20 protein-coding genes are annotated in these 23,375 nt (G+C 63.6%); 12 read left to right on the plus strand and 8 right to left on the minus strand.

From position 1 onward, the window contains the following. Window positions 1–7: 7 nt before the first annotated feature. Window positions 8–949 carry a LysR family transcriptional regulator gene (locus tag OX459_RS08695; protein WP_289904635.1) on the minus strand — a complete coding sequence of 314 codons (942 nt, stop codon included), beginning with the start codon at window positions 947–949 and terminating at the stop codon, window positions 8–10. 114 nt (window positions 950–1,063) lie between these two features. Here OX459_RS08695 and OX459_RS08700 point away from each other — a divergent pair, with 114 nt between their 5' ends. Next, window positions 1,064–2,278: an MFS transporter gene (locus OX459_RS08700; protein WP_289904636.1), complete on the plus strand. Its 1,215-nt coding sequence runs from the start codon at window positions 1,064–1,066 to the stop codon at window positions 2,276–2,278. Window positions 2,279–2,441: 163 nt separating this feature from the next. Here the strand turns inward: OX459_RS08700 and OX459_RS08705 are convergent, their stop codons facing one another. Next, window positions 2,442–3,125 (minus strand): pentapeptide repeat-containing protein, encoded by a 684-nt coding sequence (locus OX459_RS08705; RefSeq protein ID WP_289904637.1) that lies wholly within the window; start codon window positions 3,123–3,125, stop codon window positions 2,442–2,444. A gap of 308 nt (window positions 3,126–3,433) precedes the next feature. Between OX459_RS08705 and alaC the strand changes: the two genes are divergently transcribed. Next, on the plus strand, window positions 3,434–4,651 hold the full coding sequence (gene alaC / locus OX459_RS08710) for an alanine transaminase (protein WP_289897497.1): 1,218 nt from the start codon (window positions 3,434–3,436) through the stop codon (window positions 4,649–4,651). A 168-nt stretch (window positions 4,652–4,819) separates the two neighbouring features. Here the strand turns inward: alaC and OX459_RS08715 are convergent, their stop codons facing one another. After that, window positions 4,820–5,572 carry an epoxyqueuosine reductase QueH gene (locus OX459_RS08715; protein WP_289904638.1) on the minus strand — a complete coding sequence of 251 codons (753 nt, stop codon included), beginning with the start codon at window positions 5,570–5,572 and terminating at the stop codon, window positions 4,820–4,822. A gap of 109 nt (window positions 5,573–5,681) precedes the next feature. On the opposite strand from OX459_RS08715, the gene metE reads away from it, so the two are divergent. The 4 genes from metE (at window position 5,682) to OX459_RS08735 (ending at window position 10,528) form a co-directional block, all read left to right on the plus strand. After that, the gene (gene metE, locus OX459_RS08720) at window positions 5,682–7,967 is read left to right on the plus strand and encodes a 5-methyltetrahydropteroyltriglutamate--homocysteine S-methyltransferase (RefSeq protein ID WP_289904639.1); all 2,286 of its coding nucleotides are present in this window, start codon (window positions 5,682–5,684) and stop codon (window positions 7,965–7,967) included. A gap of 232 nt (window positions 7,968–8,199) precedes the next feature. Further along, window positions 8,200–8,694 carry a hypothetical protein gene (locus tag OX459_RS08725; RefSeq protein WP_289904640.1) on the plus strand — a complete coding sequence of 165 codons (495 nt, stop codon included), beginning with the start codon at window positions 8,200–8,202 and terminating at the stop codon, window positions 8,692–8,694. Window positions 8,695–8,705: 11 nt separating this feature from the next. After that, entirely contained in the window at window positions 8,706–8,939 is a 234-nt protein-coding gene (locus tag OX459_RS08730) for a hypothetical protein (protein WP_289904641.1), read from the plus strand. Further along, a complete protein-coding gene (locus tag OX459_RS08735) occupies window positions 8,939–10,528 on the plus strand; it encodes a TrkA C-terminal domain-containing protein (protein WP_289904642.1) in 1,590 nt (529 codons plus the stop codon). The genes OX459_RS08730 and OX459_RS08735 overlap by 1 nt, the downstream gene beginning before the upstream one ends. A gap of 12 nt (window positions 10,529–10,540) precedes the next feature. Here OX459_RS08735 and OX459_RS08740 read toward each other — a convergent pair whose 3' ends face one another. Beyond that, window positions 10,541–11,749 carry an MFS transporter gene (locus OX459_RS08740; protein WP_289904643.1) on the minus strand — a complete coding sequence of 403 codons (1,209 nt, stop codon included), beginning with the start codon at window positions 11,747–11,749 and terminating at the stop codon, window positions 10,541–10,543. A 156-nt stretch (window positions 11,750–11,905) separates the two neighbouring features. On the opposite strand from OX459_RS08740, the gene OX459_RS08745 reads away from it, so the two are divergent. From OX459_RS08745 to OX459_RS08770, 6 genes are all read left to right on the plus strand, one after another. Continuing rightward, a complete protein-coding gene (locus tag OX459_RS08745) occupies window positions 11,906–12,493 on the plus strand; it encodes a TetR/AcrR family transcriptional regulator (RefSeq protein WP_289904644.1) in 588 nt (195 codons plus the stop codon). A gap of 97 nt (window positions 12,494–12,590) precedes the next feature. After that, window positions 12,591–12,941 carry a VOC family protein gene (locus OX459_RS08750; protein ID WP_289904646.1) on the plus strand — a complete coding sequence of 117 codons (351 nt, stop codon included), beginning with the start codon at window positions 12,591–12,593 and terminating at the stop codon, window positions 12,939–12,941. 182 nt (window positions 12,942–13,123) lie between these two features. Further along, window positions 13,124–14,314 carry an acyl-CoA dehydrogenase family protein gene (locus tag OX459_RS08755; RefSeq protein WP_289904648.1) on the plus strand — a complete coding sequence of 397 codons (1,191 nt, stop codon included), beginning with the start codon at window positions 13,124–13,126 and terminating at the stop codon, window positions 14,312–14,314. 16 nt (window positions 14,315–14,330) lie between these two features. Beyond that, window positions 14,331–15,476 carry an acyl-CoA dehydrogenase family protein gene (locus tag OX459_RS08760; RefSeq protein WP_289904650.1) on the plus strand — a complete coding sequence of 382 codons (1,146 nt, stop codon included), beginning with the start codon at window positions 14,331–14,333 and terminating at the stop codon, window positions 15,474–15,476. Continuing rightward, window positions 15,473–15,970, plus strand: coding sequence for a MaoC family dehydratase (locus OX459_RS08765; protein WP_099667501.1), 498 nt, complete (start codon window positions 15,473–15,475; stop codon window positions 15,968–15,970). Before OX459_RS08760 ends, OX459_RS08765 begins: the two co-directional genes overlap by 4 nt. Next, window positions 15,963–16,418, plus strand: a complete 456-nt coding sequence (locus OX459_RS08770) for a MaoC family dehydratase (protein WP_099667502.1) — start codon at window positions 15,963–15,965, stop codon at window positions 16,416–16,418. Before OX459_RS08765 ends, OX459_RS08770 begins: the two co-directional genes overlap by 8 nt. A 319-nt stretch (window positions 16,419–16,737) precedes the next feature. On the opposite strand, the gene OX459_RS08775 is transcribed toward OX459_RS08770, so the two are convergent. From OX459_RS08775 to OX459_RS08790, 4 genes are all read right to left on the minus strand, one after another. Continuing rightward, window positions 16,738–17,661: a diguanylate cyclase gene (locus OX459_RS08775; RefSeq protein WP_099667505.1), complete on the minus strand. Its 924-nt coding sequence runs from the start codon at window positions 17,659–17,661 to the stop codon at window positions 16,738–16,740. Continuing rightward, window positions 17,658–22,127 (minus strand): PAS domain-containing protein, encoded by a 4,470-nt coding sequence (locus OX459_RS08780; RefSeq protein WP_289904653.1) that lies wholly within the window; start codon window positions 22,125–22,127, stop codon window positions 17,658–17,660. The genes OX459_RS08775 and OX459_RS08780 overlap by 4 nt, the downstream gene beginning before the upstream one ends. 233 nt (window positions 22,128–22,360) lie before the next feature. Further along, window positions 22,361–22,723 (minus strand): NirD/YgiW/YdeI family stress tolerance protein, encoded by a 363-nt coding sequence (locus OX459_RS08785; RefSeq protein ID WP_289904654.1) that lies wholly within the window; start codon window positions 22,721–22,723, stop codon window positions 22,361–22,363. Between the two features lie 27 nt (window positions 22,724–22,750). Next, window positions 22,751–23,323 carry a prepilin-type N-terminal cleavage/methylation domain-containing protein gene (locus tag OX459_RS08790; RefSeq protein WP_289904655.1) on the minus strand — a complete coding sequence of 191 codons (573 nt, stop codon included), beginning with the start codon at window positions 23,321–23,323 and terminating at the stop codon, window positions 22,751–22,753. Window positions 23,324–23,375: the final 52 nt, after the last annotated feature.

The following is a 23,375-nucleotide window of genomic DNA, read 5'->3' on the forward strand; positions in this document are numbered from 1 at the left end:
GCCCGGGCTAGCCGGCCCGTGCGGCAGCCTCCCTGGCAGGCGGCTGCAGATCCATATTGGCTTCGAACAGGGCCGTGATCCAGCCCGCAAACGCCTGCAGCTTGGGCGTGGCCAGCCGGCCTTGCGGCGTCAGCAGGGACATGGGCATCGGTGTCGGCGGGTGATCCGCCAGCACGGCCACCAGGGCGCCGCTGTCGAGGTGCGCGCGCACCTGGTACACGGCCGCCTGCGCCAGTCCCAGTCCCTGCAGCGCGCAAGCGACGCTGGCGTCGGCATCGTTGACGGCGATGGGGCCGGCCATCTGTACGCGCACCACTTCCTTGCCTTGCAGGAAATCCCAGTCGAAGGCGCGTCCCGTGCGGCCCGAGTAATGCATGATGCCCCGGTGCGCGGCCAGGTCCGCCAGGGTGTGCGGCGTGCCGTGCCGCGCCAGGTAGGCGGGCGAGGCGCACGTGACGAAGCGCATCAGGCCGACCTGTTTGCCGATGAAGGCGGAATCCTGCAAGGTGCCCACGCGCAAGGCGCAATCGATGCCTTCCTGCGTCAGGTCGACCAGGCGGTCAGTCAAGCTCAGCTGCAGTTGCACGTCCGGCCAGGCGGCGTGGAATTGCGCGATATGGGGCATGACGAGGCGCCGGCCCACCGTGTTGGGCAGGTTGATGCGCAGCAAGCCGCGGGGTTTTTTCGCGTCCGGGCCGCGGAACGCCAGTTCCGCCGTGTCGACGGCTTTCAAAATATCGAGGCAATGGCGGAAATACTCGGCACCTTCCGGCGTCAGGGACAAACGGCGCGTGGTGCGCTGCAGCAGTTGCGTGCCCAGGTAGGCTTCCAGCTTTTGCAGGGTGGCCGTCAGCGCGGCGCGCGGCAAATTCAAGGTTTCGGCCGCCTTGGAAAAACTGTTGGCCTCGACGATGCGCACGAAGGTCTGCATGGCCTTGATCTTGTCCATGGGATAGCTTTCATTGTTCATATTATGTGAAAAGTGTAGGGCGATTATGCCCTAATTATCTTTGCCCCGGTTTTGCCTAGAATGGCCACATCCCTACCGAACCGAGGAAACAACATGAACAAGGCCTCACCTTCCGCTCCCCACGACATTGCGCCCGCCATGGTGCTGCTGCTGGCCATCGCTTCCGGCCTGATCGTCGCCAATCTGTATTACGCGCAAACCCTCGTCGGGCCCATCAGCGCCTCCACGGGCCTGTCGGCCAAGGCGGCCGGGCTCATCGTCACCCTGACGCAAGTCGGCTATACCCTGGGCCTGCTGTTTGTCGTGCCCTTGGGCGACTTGCTGGAAAACCGCCGACTGATCGTCACGGCCTTGCTGGTGACGGCCACGGCCCTGGTGGTGGCGGCCCTTTCCACCGGCGCCATCGTGTTCCTGGCCGCGGCGCTGGCCATCGGCCTCGGTTCCGTGGCGGCGCAAGTGATCGTGCCGTTTGCCGCCCACCTGTCGCAGGAAGCGACGCGGGGGCAGACGGTGGGCAAGGTGGTCAGCGGCTTGTTGCTGGGCATCATGCTGGCCCGTCCCGTCGCTTCGCTGGTGGCGGCCCATGCGAGCTGGCACGTGGTGTTTGGCGGCGCCGCCGTGCTGATGGTCTTGCTGGCGCTGGTGCTGCACCGCGCCTTGCCCGTGCGTCAGCCCGTGTCGAGCATGAAATATCCAGCCTTGATGGCGTCGCTGTGGCATTTGCTGCTGGGCACGCCCGTGCTGCGCCGCCGCGCCGCCTATCATGCGGGCCTGTTCGGCGCCTTCAGCCTGTTCTGGACCGTCACGCCGCTGGTGCTGTCCAGCCCCGCGTTCGGCCTGTCGCAAACGGGCATCGCCATCTTCGCCCTGGTGGGTATGGCGGGCGCCGTCGCTTCGCCCATCGCCGGCCGCCTGGCCGATGCGGGCCACACCTTGCCCGCCACGGCCGCCGCGCTGGCGCTGGGCATCGCCGCCTTTGCCTTGCCGATGTTTGCACCCGAGTCGAAACATGTGGCGCTGGGGCTGCTGGTCATCGCGTCCATCGTGCTCGACATGGGCGTGGCGGCGAATCTGGTGCTGGGCCAGCGCGCCATCTTCAGCCTGGGCGCGGAAGTGCGGGGCCGCCTGAACGGCCTGTATTTCGCCCTGTTCTTCGCCGGCGGCGCAGCCGGCTCGGCCATCGGCGCCTGGGTTTATGCCAGCTATGGCTGGCAAGCAACCTTGCTGACCGGCATGGCGTTTCCGGGCCTGGCCCTGCTGGTATGGCTGGGAGAATTTCTGCCGCTGGCCGCGCGCCGCACGGCTTGAAACCCTGATGGCGACTCATTATCACTGACAGGAATTTCTATCATCATGAATATAAAGTGGCGTGATATGCCGCGATGCCGCAAGATGCACTTGTCTCCTCTATCTCCTCCAAGGAAATAGATTCAGCCCGCTTCCATAGCGGGCTTTTTTTTGCCTTTTTACATTAAATCACCACCAGATCGAGCGCCCGCATGAAGTTGGCCGCCTGCGCATGCGTGATGACGGCGCCTTTCAGCAAGGACGCTTCGTTCAATTTGAATCCGTCGATATCGGCGCCGCGCAAGTCGGCGCCCTGGAACTTCGCCAGTTTGATGGTGGCATTGCGCAGGCTGCCCCCTTCGAAGACGGCTTCGCGGAAGTCGCAGCCGGCCAGGTAGGCGTCGGAAAAGTCCAGCTGCTTTAATATTGCCTTGCGGAACGAGAAGCCGCGCAGGTCGGCGCCCACCAGCAGGCTGTCTTCGAAGGTGAGGCCCAGGTGGGCCACTTCCTCGAACGAGGCGCCCGTCAGCTTGCAGCCGCGGAACGTGACCGAGGCCAGCTTGGCGCGCCGCCATTTTGTGTTGTTCAGGTCGCAGCCTTCAAACGTGGCGTCGACGGCATCGACGGATTCGAAATCGGCGCTGCCGGCGCGGCAGCGGCGCCAGGTGCTGCGCGCCAGTTTGCTGGCGAACAGATTGGTTTCGGCAAAGGTGCAGCGCTCGAAGGTACAGCCCTGCAAATCGAGGCGCGACAAGTCTTCGCCGTCGAACGCACAATCGATGAAGTGGCGCACGGGCAGGGCCAGCTGCTGCTCGATGCCGGCGCGGTCCAGGGTCATGTTGCTTACTGCGGTGTCGTGTGTTGCCATCCGTTTTTATTCCTAATCAAAGCAGGGGAGGAATGGCGCGGCGGGAAAATGCACGAACCAGAACACCTCCCCGGCTGGTGTAACAGCCAAGGGTCAGCGCCGTGGGTCCGCGTGGGCGGGAGCATGCCGGACGGTGCCGGGCACTTACCGGGTTACCAACCGGTGCGCTCATTTTCGATCAGCGCGTATTGTAGCTTGTCCGAATCGGCCTTGCCAGTTCTTGCGAAGCCGGGTTAGTATCGTTGCAGGCGCAGCCACTGCGCCAACGTCGCTCGGACGGATCCGGGCGCTTACGTACAGAGATAACCATGACCGACAGCCAAGCTCCGCGCAGCTTTTCGCGCATCAATCGTCTTCCCCCCTACGTTTTCAATATCACCGCCGAACTCAAGATGGCCGCGCGCCGCCGTGGCGAGGACATCATCGACATGTCGATGGGCAATCCCGATGGCGCCACGCCGGCCCACATCGTGGACAAGCTGGTCGAGACGGTGAAACGCCCCGACACGCACGGCTATTCAGCCTCCAAAGGCATTCCGCGGCTGCGCCGCGCGATTGCCCACTGGTACAAGAAGCGCTACGAGGTCGACATCGATCCGGACAGCGAAGCCATCGTCACCATCGGCTCGAAAGAGGGCCTGGCGCACCTGATGCTGGCGACGCTGGACCGTGGCGACACGGTGCTGGTGCCCAATCCCAGCTACCCGATCCACATCTGGGGCGCCGTCATCGCGGGCGCCGATATCCGCTCCGTGCGCATGGGGCCGGGCGTGGATTTCTTTGCCGAACTGGAACGGGCCATCCGCGAAAGCTACCCGAAACCGAAGATGATGGTGCTGGGCTTCCCGTCCAACCCCACGGCGCAATGCGTGGAGTTGGAATTCTTCGAAAGAGTCGTCGCGCTGGCGAAACAGCACAATATTCTGGTGGTGCATGACCTGGCGTATGCCGACATCACCTTCGATGGCTGGAAGGCGCCGTCCATCATGCAGGTGCCGGGCGCGCGCGACGTGGCCGTGGAATTTTTCACCATGTCGAAAAGCTACAACATGGCGGGCTGGCGCATCGGCTTCATGGTGGGCAATGCGGAACTGGTGGCGGCCTTGGCGCGTATCAAGAGCTACCACGACTACGGCAGTTTTACTCCAGTGCAAGTGGCGGCCATCGCCGCGCTGGAAGGTGACCAAAGTTGCGTGACGGAAATCTGCGCCCAGTACCAGCGCCGCCGCGACGTGCTGGTGAAAGGCTTGCATGAGGCGGGCTGGATGGTGGAAAAACCGAAGGCCTCGATGTATATCTGGGCGCATATCCCGCAAGCCTACCGCCACCTGGGTTCGCTGGAATTTGCCAAGCTGCTGCTGCAAAAAGCGAAGGTGAGCGTGTCGCCCGGCATCGGCTTCGGCGAATACGGCGATGAATACGTGCGCTTCGCCCTGATCGAAAACGAGGCGCGCGTCCGGCAAGCCTTGCGCGGCATCAAGAATATGTTGCGTTCCGGCGACGCAAAAACGGAAACGGCAACGTAAAAGTTGCCGTATGGAATTGTCTGTTGCCCCTAATATCACTGCCGCGTATTTCTGACATCACGAATATAAAGTGGTTTTATATGCTGCAACGCGGCATCATTCATTTGTCTCCTCTATCTCCTCCAAGGAAATAGATTCAGCCCGCTCCCGCAGCGGGCTTTTTTTTGCCTATTTTTCCGTGCCGTCGTCCTTGACCTGTGTATCTTCCGTTCCATCGTTGAGGCCGTAGAACTTCACGCCCAGGTGGATGCGTTCGCGGCCCATGGCCACCCGGTGTTCGTTGCTGTCGCGCAGGGAATAGATGCAGCCGCAGTACTCTTGCTGGTAGAAATTTTCGCGCTTGCTGATCTCGATCATGCGGGCCGAGCCGCCACCCTTGCGCCAGTTGTATTCCCAGTACAGCAGTTCCGCATAATGGGCGGCCGCGCGCACGCCGCTGCCGTTGATCTGCTGCATGTCTTTCCAGCGCGAAATACCCAGCGAGCTGGTGATGACAGGGAAGCCGTGCTCGTGCGCATACAGGGCCGTGCGCTCGAAACGCATGTCGAAGCACATGGTGCAGCGGATGCCCCGCTCGGGCTCGTTTTCCATGCCCTTGGCGCGCGCGAACCAGTTGTCGCGGTCGTAATCGGCATCGATGAAGGGGATGCCGAATTTCTCCGCGAACCGGATGTTTTCATCCTTGCGCAGTTCGTATTCCTTCAGCGGGTGGATGTTCGGATTGTAGAAGAAGATAGTGAAATCGATGCCGGACGCCAGCATCGCCTCCATCACTTCGCCCGAACACGGCGCGCAGCACGAGTGCAGCAGCACCTTGTTCTTGCCTTCCGGCCAGGCCAGCCTGGCGCGTTTGAAATTGTCCTGCAAGGTGGCCAGGTCGGCCGCTGCCAGGGTGCTGTCGCTCATGTCGGGTGTGCTCATGGATGGGTTCACATGAGTATTAATAATGGATGAATGAAATTTTACCATTATTTTTCATGGATGGAAGCCACTATGATGTCTCCATACTTCACCAGGAGGAACTACCACCATGACCGTCACGACACACAATCTGGGCTATCCGCGCATCGGCGCCAAACGCGAACTGAAATTCGCCCTGGAAGATTACTGGAAGGGCGGCAGCACCTTGGCCGCGCTGGAAGGGCAAGGTGCCGAATTGCGCCAGCGCCACTGGCAAGACCAGGACGCGCTGGACCTGGCGCCCGTCGGCGACTTTTCCTTCTATGACCAGGTGCTGGACTTGAGCTTTACCGTCGGCAACCTGCCGCAGCGTGTGCGCCACTTGACTGGCGCGGCGCTCGATAACTATTTCCGCGTCGCCCGTGGCCGCTCGGCCAGCGACAGCGATTGCAGCTGCGTCCACGCCGGCGAAATGACGAAATGGTTCGATACCAATTACCATTACATCGTGCCGGAATTCGCGGCCGGCACGCAATTCAAGCTCGACAGCAGCCGCCTGTTGCAGCAACTGGCGCAGGCGCGCCAGCTGAATGTAAGGGCCAAGCCCGTGCTGATCGGTCCCGTCACCTATTTGTGGCTGGGCAAGGCCAAGGACGACTCCGACAAGCTGGCGCTGCTGCAAGGCTTGCTGCCCGTCTACGTGCAATTGCTGCAGGAACTGGCCGCGCAGGGCGTGGAGTGGGTGCAGATCGACGAGCCGATCCTCGTCACGGAACTGGGCGGCGCCTGGCAGCAGGCGCTCGTCATGGCCTACGCTGCCTTGAGCAAGGTCAACAGCATCAAACTGCTGCTGGCCACGTATTTCGGCAAGCTGCAAGACAACCTGGAACTGGCGTGCACGCTGCCCGTGCAGGGCTTGCACCTGGACGCCGTCAACGCCCGCGAGGAAGTCGAACATGTGATCGCCCAATTGCCAAGTTCCAGCGTCTTGTCGCTGGGCGTGGTAAATGGCCGCAATATCTGGAAGACGGACTTGAACGAGGTGCTGGCGTGGCTGGAACCCGTGCACGCCAGGCTGCAGTCGCGCCTGTGGATCGCGCCGTCGTGTTCCCTGCTGCACGTGCCCGTCGACCTGGACAGCGAACAAAAGCTCGATGCCGATATCCAATCCTGGCTGGCCTTTGCCCGTCAAAAGCTCGATGAAGTGCACACCATCGCCAGCGCCCTGAACCAGGGCCGCGCCTGCGTGCAAGCGGCGCTGGACGCGAATTTCGCCGCCGTGCAAGCGCGGCGCCAGTCGCCGCGCGTGCATAATCCTCAAGTCAAGGCGGCCGTGGCCCGCATCGACGCCAGCCTGGGCCAGCGCGCCAGCGGCTATGCCGCGCGCGCCGCCAAGCAAGCCGCGCTGCTGCAACTGCCGCTGTACCCGACGACGACCATCGGCTCGTTTCCGCAGACGGCGCCAATCCGCCAGGCCCGCAGCCAGTTCCGCAGCGGCCAGCTGGACGAGGCCAGCTATAAAAAACTGATGCGGGCGGAAATCGCCCATTGCGTCCAGGAACAGGAGGCGCTGGGCCTGGATGTCTTCGTGCACGGCGAAGCGGAACGCAATGACATGGTGGAATACTTCGGCGAACAGCTCGATGGCTACGCCTTCAGCCAGTTCGGCTGGGTGCAGTCCTACGGTTCGCGCTGCGTGAAACCGCCTATCCTGTTCGGCGACATCAGCCGCCCGCGCGCCATGACGGTCGAATGGAGCACCTATGCCCAGTCGCTGACGGACAAGCCGATGAAAGGCATGCTGACGGGGCCCGTCACCATCCTGAACTGGTCCTTCGTGCGCGACGACCAGCCCCGTTCCGTGTCGTGCCACCAGCTGGCGCTGGCCATGCGCGCCGAGGTGCAGGACCTGGAACAGGCCGGCATCCGCGTGATACAGATCGATGAAGCGGCATTGCGCGAGGGCTTGCCGCTGCGCAAATCGCAATGGGCGGAGTATCTGCGCTGGGCCGTCGAATCGTTCCGCATCACGGCCAATGGCGTGGCCGATGAAACGCAGATCCACACGCACATGTGCTATTCGGAATTCAACGATATCATCGCGCAGATCGCCGACATGGATGCGGACGTCATCACGATCGAAACGTCGCGCTCCGACATGGAATTGCTGGACGCATTCGATGATTTTAACTACCCGAACGAAATCGGTCCCGGCGTCTACGATATCCACTCGCCCAACATTCCGAGCCAGGAACAGATGGTCAAGCTGATGCGCAAGGCGGCCGAACGCATCCCCGCGCACCGCCTGTGGGTCAACCCCGATTGCGGCCTCAAGACGCGCGGCTGGAAAGAAGTCATTCCCGCGCTGGCCAATATGGTGGCGGCGGCGAAAACCTTGCGCGGCGACAAGGTCTGAGGATGGCGGGGCAGGGGAGATCTGTTGAGATATAGCGGGATCGTATTTCTATCATCACAACATGCAATTGGATAATGATGCTGCGATGCGGCATCATTCACCTGTCTCCTCTATCTCCTCCAAGGAAATAGATTCAGCCCGCTTCCGTAGCGGGCTTTTTTTTGCCCGTTTCCATCGGCTTATCGCTTACCATACCTTCACGTAATCCTACCCTCCAGAAGGAAACCGCCCGATGATTTCTCTGCTACGCGCCGCCGGCATGCTCGCGCTGACGGTGCTTGGCGCCTGTTCGGCGGAAAAGCACCCGTTCGACCGCCATCTGGCCCAGTTGCGCCCGGTCACGGTCGCAGCGTTGCCCGACATGGGGTGGCCGGCCGGCACGGCGCTGTGTCCGCTGGGTCTTTATCAGAGCGAGCTGAGCGAATCGGCGCCTCAGGCAGACCGCGTCAACGCCTTCCTGAAGCAAAAGCAATTTCTCGGTGATGAAGGCCATTGGTCGCTCATCGTCGTCAAGCCGTTGCCGGCGGGGGACGCCGGTATCGAGCAACTGTTTTTCAAGCGTGCAGACTATGACGTGCTCAATGATCCGCAAGTCATCGCGCGAGATGTGGAGACCGTGCCGGCAGGGTTTGCGCCGCAGACTTGCGTAAGCGTGGAGCAAGCCCGCGTGCTGGTGACGCGCGAACAACGATCGCAGCGAAAACTCCTCATTTTTGGAACGGCTTAGGTCAGATATTGATGAAACATATTTCCATCATCACAACATGCAATTGGATTTATATGTTGCGATGCGGCATCATTGCACCTGTCTCCTCTACTTCCTCACAGGAATTAGATTCAGCCCGCTCCCGCAGCGGGCTTTTTTTTGCCCGTTTTTCATGCACAAAGCTGCGCACGCTTGCTTGCCATCATCGCCATCGTGTTGCTTTTGTGCATGCTAAACTGGGCCTTCCCCAGACCAAGGTTGCCTGATGCTTCAATTATTTCGCCACACGCTGGAGTCCACGCCCATCCTCGCCCTGTTTCTCGTCATCGGCGCCGGTTATGCGCTGGGGCGCATCAGCGTGTTCGGCTTTTCGCTGGGCGTGGGCGGCGTGCTGTTCGCGGGGCTGGCGCTGGGTGCGTTTGCCCCCGGTGCCGTGCCGCCGCCGATGGTCGGCTCCATCGGCTTGCTGCTGTTTCTGTATGGCATAGGCGTGCAGTATGGCGTGCAGTTTTTCGCCGGCTTGCGCGGCGCGGGGCAGAAACATAACCTGATTGCCTTTGCCGCCGTCATGGGCGGCCTGGCCGTGTCCGTCTGGGGCGGGCAGTGGATCGATATCTCGCTGCGCATGGCCAGCGGCGTGTTTGCCGGCGCCATGACCAGCACGGCCGCCCTGCAGGCGGCGCTGGAAGCGTCGCACGGCAATGGCGACGCGGCCGTCGGCTATGCCGTCGCGTATCCGTTCGGCGTCGTCGGCCCCATGCTGGGCCTGTACCTGGCGGGGCGCATATTAAAACCCGTGCTGACGCCGCCGCCGGCACCCATCGTCGTGTCCGAAATTACCATCGATGAAGCGAAATTGGCGGGGGCGGCCCTGTCCGAACTGGCCGATGGCCCCCTGGCGGGCGTGCAAGTGATCGGCGTGCGCCAGGGCCACCAAAACCGCTTGCCCGATCCGGGCCTCGTGCTCGGCGTGGGCGATGCGCTGATGGTGTCGGGCACGGTGGCGGGCGTGGAAGCGGCACGCACGGCGCTGGGCCACCTGGATCCGGGCCGCCTGATGAAGGACCGCAGCGCGTTCGATGGCACGGAAGTGTTCGTGTCGGACGCGGAAATCGTCGGCGTGCCCCTGGGAGAATTGAACTTGGGCAAGGATTTCCCCCTGCAGATCGCCTTCATACGCCGCGGCGACGCCATGATCCTGCCGCACCCGTTCCTGACCCTGGAATTCGGCGACAGGGTGATGGCCATTGCACCGGCGAAACATGCGGCCGACGTGCGCAAGCTGTTCGGCAATTCCATCACGGCCACGGCCGAGTTCAGCTATGTCTCGCTGGGCATGGGCATGGTATTGGGTGTATTGCTGGGCCTGGTGCCTATCCCCTTGCCGTGGATCGGTTCGTTCAGCCTGGGCCTGGCGGGCGGCCCGCTGGTGATGGCGCTGATCCTGGGGCGCCTGGGCAGGGTCGGCAAGATCAGCTGGCGCTTGCCGCTGTCGGCCAACCTGGTGATGCGCAACTATGGCTTGACGATTTTCCTCGCCTCAGTCGGCATGGCGTCCGGCTTGCCCTTCGTGCAGCAGGTGGGCGCCGATGGCTTGCCCATGCTGGCGCTGGGGGCCGTGACGGTGCTGGTGGTGGTGGCATTGGTGGTGATCCTGGGCAAGGTCTTCCTGCGCCTGCCGTTTCCCGAGCTGCTGGGCATCGCGGCCGGCGCCACGGGCAACCCGGCCGTGCTGGTGTTCGCCAACCGCCTGGCCAAGTCCGACCGCCCGAACCTGGGCTACGCCATGATTTTCCCCAGCATGACCATCGTCAAGATCGTGGCCGTGCAAGTGCTGCTGCATCTGTACGGGTGATGGCGGCCAGCGTCAATCGCTTGCAGGGCGAAGTTGCTTGTTGGCCTCAATAAAACGGATGCCAAAAGACAGCAGCAAGGCAGCTGCGGCGCATCCTGCGGCAAGCCAGAGGTTGGCTGAGAGGCCCAGCCTGTCCACGGCCTGGCCACCGGTCCACGCCCCGAGCGCAATGCCGATATTGAAGACGCCCACATACAGCGCGGCGACGATCTCCACGGCTCCGGGCGCCGCCTTCATCATCAAGGTCATCAGGCCGACCGATACGCCACCGTAGGCCAAACCCCAGGCCAGCAACACCACGCCGCCACCGATGCCGGAATCGCCGACAGCCAGGAACAGCAGCGGCGTGAGCAGAAGGCCGCCCGAGATGGCGATGATGGTAGTCGCCGTGCGCCGCACGGCAACCACGCCCACCAGGAAGTTTCCAATGATGCCCGCGCAGCCATAGGCAAACAGCAGTGCGCCCAGCCATTGCGCATCAAACCCCGAAATCGACAGCAGTAGCGGGCGCACGAAGGTAAAGGCCATGAAATGGCTACTCACCAGCAACAGAGTCAGAAGCAGCCCCGCTTGCAACTGCCTGTTGCGCAGCTGTTTGCCGAATTGGCGCCAGGTCGCCGCACCGGCCGCGGGCAGTGCGGGAATGACAGCCAGATGCAGCGCCAGTACCAGGCTACTGAACAGCGCCATGACGCCGAAGGCCCAGCGCCATCCCGCAACGTCGCCGATTTGTGCGCCTAGCGGCACGCCCAGCACGGAAGCTGCCGCCACGCCACCGAAGATGATTGACGTTGCCAGGCCGGTCGAGTGGGCAGGAACCAGGCGGGAAGCGAGGCCGCCGGCGATGGCCCAGATGCCACCCATGCAAAAACCGACGAGCACACGGGCAGCCAGCATCCACGCCATATTCTGCGCCAGGGCCGAGGCAATGTTCGCGATCACCAACAGACTCAGCAAACCACAGAGAATCATGTGCCGGTCCAGGCTGCCCGATGCGACCACGACCAGCGGCGCAAACAAGGCCGCCAGCAATGCTGGCAGCGAGATCATCAGGCCGGCGGTTCCCGTGGAGGTGTGCAGCGTGTCTGCAATCGGCGTCAACAGGCCGACCGGGAGCATTTCCGTCGTCACGACCGAAAAGGTGGCCATGCCGACCGCGCCGACCGCCAGCCATGGGTGGCGGACAGCGGTTTCTGTGGCAACGTGGGGAGACGTACTCATGGTTCATATCCTTCATGTGATCATTCGATAAGCGGCGCATGCCCTGCTTGCAATGGAGATACGTCGCAGTGATAATACATACATCGCGTATGAATAGTATATATTCATACGCACTGTATGTAAATAATCATACGCTACGTATGTAAGGAGCAAGCAATGGTTCGCCGCACCCGTGTGGAAATGGAAGAAACCCGTGCATCGTTGCTGGCCACGGCCCGCAAAGTGTTTAGCGAGCGCGGCTATGCCGACACATCGATGGACGACCTCACCGCGCAGGCAGGGCTGACGCGTGGCGCCCTGTATCATCACTTCGGCGACAAGAAGGGCTTGCTGCTGGCCGTGGTGGAGCAGCTCGACGCGGAAATGGATGGCCGCCTGCAAGCCATCTCCGACAGCGCCGCAGACTCGTGGGAAGGCTTTCGCCAGCGCTGCCGTGCCTATCTGGAGATGGCCCTGGAGCCGGAAATTCAGCGCATCGTTTTACGCGATGCCAGGGCGGTTTTAGGCGGCGCCTCACCGGATTCGCAGCGCCATTGCCTCGAGTCGATGCAAAAGCTTATCCAGCAGCTGATTCAGCAAGGCATCGTGGTTGACGCTTGCCCACAGGCATTGGCTTCGTTGATCTACGGCAGCCTGGCAGAAGCGGCGTTCTGGATCGCAGACGGTGACGAAGGCAATGCGCGCCTGATAAAAGGAGTGGCGGCGTTGGAATTGCTGCTGCGGGGGATGTTGCTTCAAAGGTAATTGTGTACAGTGGCAATCTCGCCAGAAGCGGACACGTCTGGAGACGTGGATGACGATATTGAGCAGGGTTGGACTTATATAGACATGGAGGAAAAATATGCAAGTCAAGCGTATCGTTGCAAATTTCCCGGCGTCGGATCCGGGCCTGGCGCGGACTTTTTACGAGGACGTGCTGGGTCTGAGCCTGTTGATGGACCATGGCTGGATCATGACGTATGGTTCGCAAAGCGAGATGAGCGTGCAAGTGAGCTTCGCGACGCAAGGCGGCTCGAACACCGCTGTGCCCGACCTTTCCATAGAAGTCGATGACGTGGATGCCGCATTGTCACGCATGCGTGGAGCAGGGTTTCCCATTGAATATGGTCCTGCCGATGAACCTTGGGGTGTCAGGCGGTTTTTCGTGCGCGACCCTTTCGGCAAGCTCATTAATATCCTGTCGCACATATAGGCGAAGTGCCTGCGGCAGCAGGCAGTCAATTCCGCCCGCTTCCCTTGCGCGCCAGCCTTTGTAAAACCCCTGGCGCCGCTCCCAATCTGTTGTACAATCCTTGAGAACGGTCGTGCTTTTTTGTGCGCTGAGCTTCCTTGCGTGCAGTCATCACGGCAACCGATAAGAACAAGGAGACAGACATGGACCTGCATTACACGGCCGGGGAGACGGCGTTCCGCGACACGGTGCGCGCCTTCCTCGACACCCATTTGCCGGCGGACCTGCAGCGCAAGGTGCGCCAGCATCTGCGCCTGAACCGCGACGATTACGTGCGCTGGCACAAGATTGTCGCAAAGCAAGGCTGGGCCGCGCCGGCCTGGCCCGTCGAACATGGCGGCACGGGCTGGACGGCCGTGCAGCGCCACATCTGGGAAGACGAGTGCGCGCGCGCCGCCACGCCGCCCATCCTGCCCTTCGGCGTCAACATGGTGGCGCCCGTCATCATGGCCTTCGCCAACGCCGAACAAAAAGCCTATTATCTGCCGCGCATCTTGAACTGTGACGACTGGTGGTGTCAGGGCTACTCCGAGCCGGGCGCCGGTTCCGACCTCGCTTCCCTGAAAACCACGGCCCAGCGCGATGGCGACCATTACATCGTCAACGGCCAGAAAACCTGGACGACCCTGGGCCAGCACGCGGACATGATCTTTTGCCTGGTGCGCACGGATAGCACGGTGCGCAAGCAGGAAGGCATCAGTTTCCTGTTGATCGACATGAAAACGCCGGGCATCACCGTGCGTCCCATCATCATGCTCGATGAAGAACATGAAGTGAACGAAGTCTTCTTCGACAACGTGCGCGTGCCCGTCAGCAACCTGGTAGGACAGGAAAACAAGGGCTGGACCTACGCCAAGTATCTGCTGGGACATGAGCGCACGGGCATCGCCGCCGTCGGCCGCTCCAAGCGCGAATTGACTTTCCTCAAGCAGCTTGCCATGCAGCAAACCAAGCGCGGCGCGCCGCTGCTGCACGATCCCGCCTTCGCGGCCAAGGTCGCTACCCTGGAAATCGAATTGATGGCGCTGGAAATGACGGTCTTGCGCGTCATCAGCGATGAAGGCAAGGGGCCGGGACCGCAGGCATCGATGCTGAAGGTGCGCGGTTCGGAACTGCAGCAGCAACTGACGGAACTGATGGTGGAAGCCATCGGCCCGCAAGCCTTGCCCTTCGATCCCGCTTTCCTCGATGGCGGCGCGCCGCACAGTGCCGCCGGCGACGACCTGGCAGCGCCCTTGGCCGCGTATTACTTCAATTACCGCAAGACATCGATCTATGGCGGCTCGAATGAAATCCAGAAAAATATCATCACGCAGATGATCCTGGGCCTGTAAGCCAGAAGGAGACGACATGGACTTCCATTTTAATCAGGAACAGCAGCAATTCGCCGATGCGCTCCGGCGCTGGGTCGACAAGGATTACTCGTTTGAAACGCGCAAGCAGATCATCCACTCGGCCACGGGCGTCTCAAGCGCTGCCTGGGCCACCCTGGCGGAGCTGGGCATGACGGCCTTGCCGCTGCCGGCCGCGGCGGGCGGCTTCGACGGCACGGCCGTGGACATGCTGCTGGTGATGCAGGAACTGGGACGCGGCCTCGTGGTCGAACCGTATTTCGCCACCGTGCTGGGCGCGCGCTTCCTGACCCTGGCGGGCGGTCATGACGCCGTGCTGGAGCAGGTGGCCAGCGGCAGCCTGAAGCTCGCGTGTGCGCTGGGCGAACGCCAGTCGCGCCATGATCTGCATGACATCGCCACCACGGCAACCGCCAGCGGCGACGGTTTCGTGCTGGACGGCGAGAAAACCGTCGTCATCCACGGCGCGCAGGCGGATTCCCTGATCGTCTCGGCCCGCAGCGGCAGCGGCCAGGACGACACGGATGGCATTTCGCTGTTCCTCATACCTGTGGATGCACCGGGCGTGACCGTGCGCGACTGCCGCACCATCGACGGCCAGCGCGCCGCCACCGTCACCCTCGTGCAAGTGGTGCTGGGGCATGACACGCTGATCGGTCAGCCGGGGCAGGGCTGGGCCGTGCTGGACGCGGCCGTCGATTACGGCGCCGCCCTGCTGTGCGCGGAAGCCGTGGGCGCCATGGACGCCATCTTCGCCGCCACGCTCGAATATCTGAAGACGCGCCAGCAGTTCGGTGCGCCGATCGGCAAGTTCCAGGCCCTGCAGCACCGCATGGCCGACATGTTCATCCACCTGGAACAGGCGCGCTCGATGGCCATGCTGGCCGCCGCCAAGGCCGACAGTGTCGACGCGGCCGAGCGGCGCCGCACGGTCTCCGCCGCCAAGGCGAGGGTGGGCCTTGCCGCCACCTTTGTCGGTCAGCAAGCCGTGCAATTGCATGGCGGCATGGGCGTGACGGATGAATTGCCTGCCGCCCACCATTTCAAGCGCCTTTCCATGATCGCCCTGACCCTGGGCGACGTGGAGCACCATATCGAGCGCTTTATCGCCCAGCCGGGCTTTTTGCCGACGGAGACCGCATGACCGCATTGACCGGAATCAAACCCAAGCACTGGTATTTCGAAGATTTTACGCAAGGCCTGGAAATCGACCTGGGCCAGCGCCACGTGACGGAGCGGGAAATCATCGCCTTCGCCACGGATTTCGATCCGCAGCCGTTCCACGTCGACCATGCGGCCGCCGAAAAAACCATCTTCAAGGGCGTCATCGCCAGCGGCTGGCACACCTGCGGCATGATGATGCGCCTGGTGGTGGATAACCTGCTCAAGCACTCGTCCAGCATGGGCTCGCCCGGCCTGGACAGCATCCGCTGGCTCAAGCCCGTGCGCGCTGGCGACACCTTGCAGCTGACCTACCAGGTCAAGGAAGTGCGTCCATCCACGTCGAAGCCGGACCGCGGCATCGTCATTTCCGTGTGGAGCGTGCGCAACCAGCATGGCGAAGTGGTGACGACGGTGGAGGGCATGGGCATGTTCGGCCGCCGCCCGGCGGAGCCAGCGGAGCAACACCATGCGTGATATCGCCGGCATCGCCGGTTTCCAGGCCCTGGCGGGACAGCACGTGGCCGTTTCCGACTGGCTGACCATTACCCAGCAGCGCATCGACACCTTTGCCGACGCGACGGACGACCATCAGTGGATCCACGTCGACGCGGAGCGCTGCGCGCGCGAGTCGCCGTACGGCTGCACCGTGGCGCACGGCTTCTTGACGTTATCGTTGCTGCCGGCCATGCTGCAGGGTGCCTTGCACATGGCCGGCATCCGCATGGCCATCAATTATGGGCTCAACAAGGTGCGCTTCCCCGCGCCCGTACCCGTGAACAGCCGCCTGCGCGCGCGCCTCGACATCGTCTCCGTCGACGACTTGCCGGAAGGGGCGCAAGTCAACTGGGCCGTCACCATGGAGCGGGAAGGCGACACGAAACCCGTGTGCGTGGCGGAGTTTTTGATGCGGTGTTATCCCTGAGCAGCAAGTTGAACCCGCTTCGCCGGCCGGCCGGCAGTCGTGCGCTTCTGCGCGTGCGCCGGGTGTACGCTGGTGGCGCGCCGGCGTTTTCCGGCGAAGGAGGCGATGATGTCCAACAAGGCAAACAGTGGAAATAGCGGCGCTGGCAAGGGCGCCACGGGCAGCGGCAAGGCGGCCGCCGGGGGCAGCGGCGCTACGGGCAGAGGTCCTGGCCCGGGAAATGCGGGCGGCTGGCCCAGCACGACGGGACGGCCATCGGGGACCAATCGTTCCAATGCCGCGCCGGCAAGGAGCCGCTAGCCTGCTCACTCATCTTCCCTCACTCCTCTTCCGACGCGCAATACCTGTCCCGCCCCGTATGCTTGGCGCGGTACAGCAGGGCGTCGGCGGCGCGGATCAGGGTGCTGGGGTCCATGCCTTCCGTGGGCATGACGCTGGCCATGCCCAGGCTGACGGTGACGTGCGGGCCGACGCTCGATTTGGCGTGGGGAATGTCCAGCGCGCGCACTTCGTCGAGGATGCGCTGGGCCACCACTTCGGCGCCGTCGCGCGTTTCCTGCGGCAGCAGGATGATGAATTCCTCGCCGCCATAGCGCGCCAGCAGGTCGGGCGGGCGCACGGCGCAGCGGCGCAGGGCGGCGCTCACCTGCTGCAGGCACAGGTCGCCCGCCTGGTGGCCATACGTATCGTTGTAATCCTTGAAATGGTCGATATCGGCCATGATGATGGCCATCGGCACGCCGTCGCGCGCGCAGCGCCGCCATTCGCTGTCCATCGTGTCGTTGAAACTGCGCCGGTTGGCCACGCCCGTGAGCGAATCCGTCAGCGACAGTTCGCGCATGGCGTCGGCCTGCCGCTTGATGGTCAGCTGGCTGCGCACGCGGGCGCGCACGACGGCCGCGTTGAACGGTTTCGTGATGAAATCGACGGCGCCCGCTTCCAGCGCCCGCGTCTCGTCCTCGGGCTGGTTCAGGGCCGTGACGAAGATGACGGGGATGGCGCTCAGCAGGGCCGATTCGCGCAGCGCGCTGCACACGGCATAGCCATCCATGCCGGGCATGACGGCGTCGAGCAGGATCAGGTCCGGCAGTTGATTATGCGCAATTTCCAGCGCCTTCACACCGCTCAGGGCGAACAGCACGTCGTGCTCCTCGCGCAGCAGCTGGTGCAGGATCTGGATGTTTTCCATGGCGTCATCGACGATGAGGATGCGCCCGTTCATGGCAAGGTTGGTCCAGCTCACTTGTTTTCCTCTCGTTTCAGCTGATCGAGCACGAGTTTTTCCGCCTCGGCAAAATTCAGCGTTTCAATCGCATGTGCCATCGCCAGGGCCGCTTCCCGGTCTGACTGTTGCAGGGCGGGGTGCAGCGCGTGAAATTGCGCCAGCGCTTTCAGGTTGTTGTTGCGGATCAAGACCAGCAATTCGGCCAGGCCGGCGTGCAGGTCGACGGGCCCGCTGCCGGGCGCGGCCGCTGCCGGCTGGCTGCGCCGCAGGGGCGAAGGCAGGGTGCGCGCCGCTTCGATGACTTCGGCCATCGCCTGTTCCAGGCGGCCCAGCATGGCGGCCGTGGCGTGCGATTGCCCCGTTTTCAGCGTTTTCTCCGTCTCGGCGGCCAGGCTGGCGATCTGCGTGGCGCCCAGGTTGGCCGCCACGCCGCACACGCGGTGCAGCAGCTGCGCCGCCTGCTGCACCTGGCCGGCGGCCAGCAGGCGCCGCGTTTCCTCGACGGCATCGCCTTGCGAATTCTCAAAGCGCTTGAGCAGGGCCAGGAAGGCGCCATAGTCGCCGCCGAAGCGGTGCAGGGCCGCCGCCAGGTCGATGCCGGGCACCGTGGCGGGCAAGTCCAGCGTCCGCGCGACGGCATCGGCTGCCGGCACGGCGCTATCGCCCCCCAAGGGCGCCGGTACCAGCCGGGTCAGCGTCTGTATCATCTCGTCAACGTCGATGGGCTTGGCCACATGCGCATTCATGCCGCTGGCGATGGCGCGCAGGCGGTCTTCGTCCATGGCATTGGCCGTCATGGCGATGATGGGCAAGTCCGGCAAGCCCAGGGCGCGGATGGCCAGGGTGGCGTCGTAGCCGTTCATGACGGGCATCTGCAAGTCCATCAGCAGCACGTCCCAGGCGTCCGGCGTGCTGGTGAGCAAGTCGACGGCCAGTCGGCCGTTGGGGGCCACGGTCACGCGCGCGCCCGAGTGCAGCAGGATGTATTGCGCCACTTCCTGGTTGATTTCATTGTCTTCCACCAGCAGCACGCGCATGCCTGTGAGCAAACCCGACAAGGGACTGGACACGGGCAGCGCAGAAGGCGTGCTGCGGCCTTCACGCACGGCCGTCACGGCCGCCAGCAGGCGCGCCGGGGTGGCCGGCTTTGAAACGATGCCTGCCAGCATCAGGCTGTCGGCCAGGCGTTCGAGGTTTTCGCTATCCTGGTCGGCCACCAGCATGATCACGGGCGGCAGTACCAGGCGTTCGTCTGCGCGCGCCTCGGTGAGCATGGAAATGCCATCCATGCCGGGCATGGCCGCGTCGAGCAGCACCAGGTCCGCCGCCGGCCCGCCGCTGCTGTGGGCGCGCAGCAGGGCCAGGCCGGCCGCGCCGCTGTCGGCGCTGCGGCTGTGCCAGCCCTGCGCCGCGCACCAGTCTTCCAGCATGGCGCGCACGCTGGCGTTGTCGTCGATGATCAGCAGCGACTGGACCCTGGGCGCGCTCTTGCCGGGCGGCTCGGGCGGCGGCGCCACCTTGTCGAAGCGGCAGCGGAAGCGGAAGTCGGAGCCCTTGCCCAGCGTGCTTTTCACGCTGAGGGTGCCTCCCATCAATTCCACCATGCGCCGGCAGATGGCCAGCCCCAGTCCCGTGCCCCCATATTTGCGGCTGGTGCCGCTGTCGCCCTGGGAAAACGCGTCGAAGATGCGTTCCTGCTCGGCCGCACCGATGCCGATGCCCGTGTCGCGCACGGAAAACTCGAGGGTGGCGCTGTCCGCATCCTCGGCCACCTTGTCGATCGACAACACCACTTCGCCATGCGAGGTGAACTTGACGGCGTTGCCCATCAGGTTGATGAGGATTTGCTCCACGCGCAGGGCGTCGCCGATCAGCTCGTCCGGCACGCCGGGGGCGAGCACGAACACGGGCTCCACGCCGCGCGCCCAGGCGCTGCTGGCCAGCAACACGCCCACGCTGCCCAACATGCGTTCGAGCTGGAAGCGGCGCTGTTCCAGCACCATCTGTCCCGCCTCGATCTTGGAAAAATCGAGCACGTCATTGACGATATTGAGCAGCGACTGCGTCGCCATCTGGATCTTGCCCACATAGCTGCGCTCGCGCCGTTCCAGCGGCGACTCTTCCAGCAGGCGCGCCAGGCCGATGATGGCGTTCATCGGCGTGCGGATTTCATGGCTCATGTTGGCGACGAATTCGCTTTTCGCGACGCTGGCGGCCTCGGCCTTGTCGCGCGCGCGCACCATCTGCTCGTTGAGTTCATGCAGGCGCAATTCCGTGCGCTTGAGTTCGGAAACGTCCGAGGCCAGCACGAAGAAGCCGCGCACGCCGCCGCCGTCGTCGAAATCGGGGATGTAATTGGTCCACGTGTGGCACACCTGGCCGCCGGGATCGAGCAGGTCGCGCTCGAAGCTTTGCGGCCGGCCCGCCAGCACGCCCTCGACGTGGGGCGCATACACGTCGAACAGTTCCTGCCCCAGCAATTCGCTCATGTGGATGCCGGCCAGCTCGGCGCTGCTGCGGCCAAACCATTCGTTATAGAATTTATTTGCAAATCGGCAACGCAAATCGGCGCCCCAGTACGACACCATGCCGGGCAGGTTGTCGGTGACGGTGCGGATGAAGCGTTCGTTCTGTTCCAGGCGCCACGTGGTGGCGTGCAGCACCTCGGTGGCGCGCTTGCGTTCCGTGATGTCGATCGATACCCCCAGCACATGGCTGGCGCGCCCCGCATCGTCGCGCAAGACCACCTTGCGCGTGGTGAAGTGGCGCGTGGTGCCGTCGGCCGTATTGATCGCTTCCTGTTCGATTTCCACCATCTGCCCCGTGGCCAGCAGCTTGCGGTCGGCGCTGACGAAGGCGGACGCCTGCTGCGGCGGGAAGAAATCGTGGTCCGTCTTGCCCAGCAATTGCTCGCGCGAGCGCCCCAGGGTCAGTTCCGCGTGGCGGTTGACCATTTCAAAGCTCAGCTTGTCGGCGCGCTTGACGAAGACCATGGCCGGGATGTTTTCGATGATGGTGCCAAACAGGTGTTTCGAGCGGCGAAACTCCGCTTCGCTGCGCTTGCGCTCGCTAATGTCCAGCCACAGGCCCGATACGCCCAGCAATTGCTGTTCCGGGCCGAAGATCGGGTGGTACGAGACGATCCAGTGACTCAATTGCTCGCGCTGCTGGCCGCTATGGCCCTTCAATTCGATGTCGACGATGGGTTGTCCCGTCCCGAGCACCTGGCGCACGCAGCGTTCCACCTCCGCCCGCACGGCGTCGTCGAACAGCATGGCGCCCACGGGACGGCCCAGGTGCTGCGCCACGCTGGCCCCGTTGATGGCGGCCAGGTAGTGGTTGATCATGACAATGCGCAAGTCCAGGTCCACGAACAGCATGCCGATCGGCGCCGTCGCGTACACGGTTTCCAGCAGGCGCGTGGACTTCCCCAAGGCCAGCGTGCGTTCGGCCACCAGGCTTTCGAGCTGCGTGCGGTGACGCCGCAGGTCGCGCTCCAGCGCGCCCAGGGCGCTGGCCATGTCGGCCGATTCGCGGTCCGCGTGCCGGTTCGAGAGCAGGGGTTTGCCTTGCGCCAGCGCATGGATCTGCTGCGTCAGTTCCTGCAGGGTGCTGGCCAGGCGGCCGCCTACGCGCCAGGCCAGGGCGAAGCCGGCGCCCAGCAGCAGTGCCAGGATGAGGGAACCCGTGACTACCGAGCGCAGCAGGGCTTGCGCCACCGTGCTGGTGCGCATGGTGACGGCCACCGTCCAGGCGGCGTCCGGGGCGCGGCGAAAGCCCGTATACACGTCGATGCCTTCCAGCGTGGCATGGCGCAGCACGCCTTCGCGCGCCTGGCGTATCTGTTCCAGCAGGGGCGCCGCGCTGCGCTGGCCCACATAGCGCTGCGGCGCCAGCGTGCGCGCCACGTTGATGCCGTCGGCATTGATGATGGCCGCGCCCAGGTAGGCTGGCAGGTGCAGCTCGCGCAGCAGCACGGCCAGGTAGTCGGGCGGGTACAGGGCCGTCAGCACGTAGGCGCTACCCTGGCTGCGCGGCAAGGGCAGGTTCAGGGCCAGCTGCGGCAGGCTGTCGGGCGCCTTGGTCAGGCTGGTCAGCCGCGGCTTGCCGGAGTCGCGCGTGCGCTCCATGCTGGCGGCCCATTTTTGCGGCAGGGGAGGCGGCGCCTGGCTGGCGGGCAGGGTCGTATTGATCAGCTGGCGGCCCTTGGCGTCGGAGACGATGAAGGCGCTGACGGCCAGGCCAGGCTGCAGCAGGCCGGCGGCCAGGGCCCGCAGGGCGCCGATGTCGTCCGCTTGCAGGGCGGGCGAGCCGGCCAGGATGCGCGCGGCCATCTGGGCGCCGTTCAAGTCGCGTTCGACGGCGGCGGCCACTGCGCGCGCCGCCTGCGCCGTTTCGCTGACGACATGGTCGCGTTCGCGCGTGTAACTTTGCGCCACGAGCAGGAGAAACACGAGCGCCGTCGGAATGACCCAGGCGAGCACCAGCCATGAAATTCTTGAGCGTATCGAAGGCAAATCTTGCACCCGGAAAGCTCCCAGAATGGATGAGTCGACAGGCAGGCTCACGCTGGCGCTGGCTGACCTTGAATGAAAAGATGCTAGACGAAATTGATTCTTCTGACAAGCCTAGTTTCTGGAATGGAAAAAAGGTTGCGCAAGGCATACAGAGGAGGGGAACACCCATCCCGCCGTGGCGGCGGGATGGCAAGGCGGCTTTACGGTACTACGGTCAGCGCGTCGACATCGATTTCCGGGCTTTCCATGAAATCTTTCTCCACTTCGCCGCGGATTTCCACTTGGGTCTTGGCGTCGATCTTGCGGTTCATGAAGACCTTGTCGTCGATGTCCACGCGGATTTCCGCCGTGCCGTCGGAGAACGTGTATTTCTCCTTGCCCACTTTGCGCAGCAAATGGCCGCGCAGCACGACGGCCTGGTCGTCGACGGGATTTTTCAGGATGGCGGCCACGCTGCTGGGCGCGGCCGGGCCGGCCGTCGGGCCCACGTATTGGGCGTGCGCGCTGCCGGCCAGCAAGGCGCAGGCGGCCAGGGAGACGATGAGTTTGCGGTGCAGTGGCATGGTATTCCTTTGATAGTGACTGACGGCTCAGAAGAAGACGGCGGTGCGGGGGATGATAGCACCGGCATTGCCATAGGGCATGTTCGCCCGAACGCTGCCCGTGCTGGCCACGCCATCGTCGAGTTTGCTGTCTATCTGTTCCGCGTAACTCTCGGGCAGATTGTCGAAACGGATGCCGTTGCCGGCGCGCCCGCCCACTTCATCGTTGTACAGGTAGACGGCGCCGCCCTGGGCGCTGGTCATGAATTGCGAGGTGCCGTTGAACGAGCCGGTGATGAAGCCGCCCAGCGCCAGGTGCTGCGGCGCCAGGGTGAATTCGCGCGGCTGGCCGTCGCCGATCTGGCCGTCGCCATTGCCGTTGCCGGCCGAGTTCGGCACGTGCGTGGTGCCCTGGATATCGTCGCCGGGCAGGGCGCGGAACTTGTCCTGGTAGGCGTTGACGGCGGCCGTCAGCGCATTCGATTGCTGGATGATGTTTTTCACCTTGGCGCTGTCGATCAAGCCTTGCCCCTTGAGCACGCCGCCGAGCAGCAAGCCGATGATGACCAGGACGATGGCGATTTCTACGAGCGTAAAGCCTTGCTGGCGGCGTGGGGGCATGGGATTTCCTTGGAAAAAAAGTGCGACAACTTGGGTTGGCAGTTTACTGCAT

Origin of the sequence: Janthinobacterium sp. SUN026, assembly GCF_030397625.1 — a bacterium.
In the GTDB taxonomy this organism is placed as follows: domain Bacteria; phylum Pseudomonadota; class Gammaproteobacteria; order Burkholderiales; family Burkholderiaceae_D; genus Janthinobacterium; species Janthinobacterium kumbetense.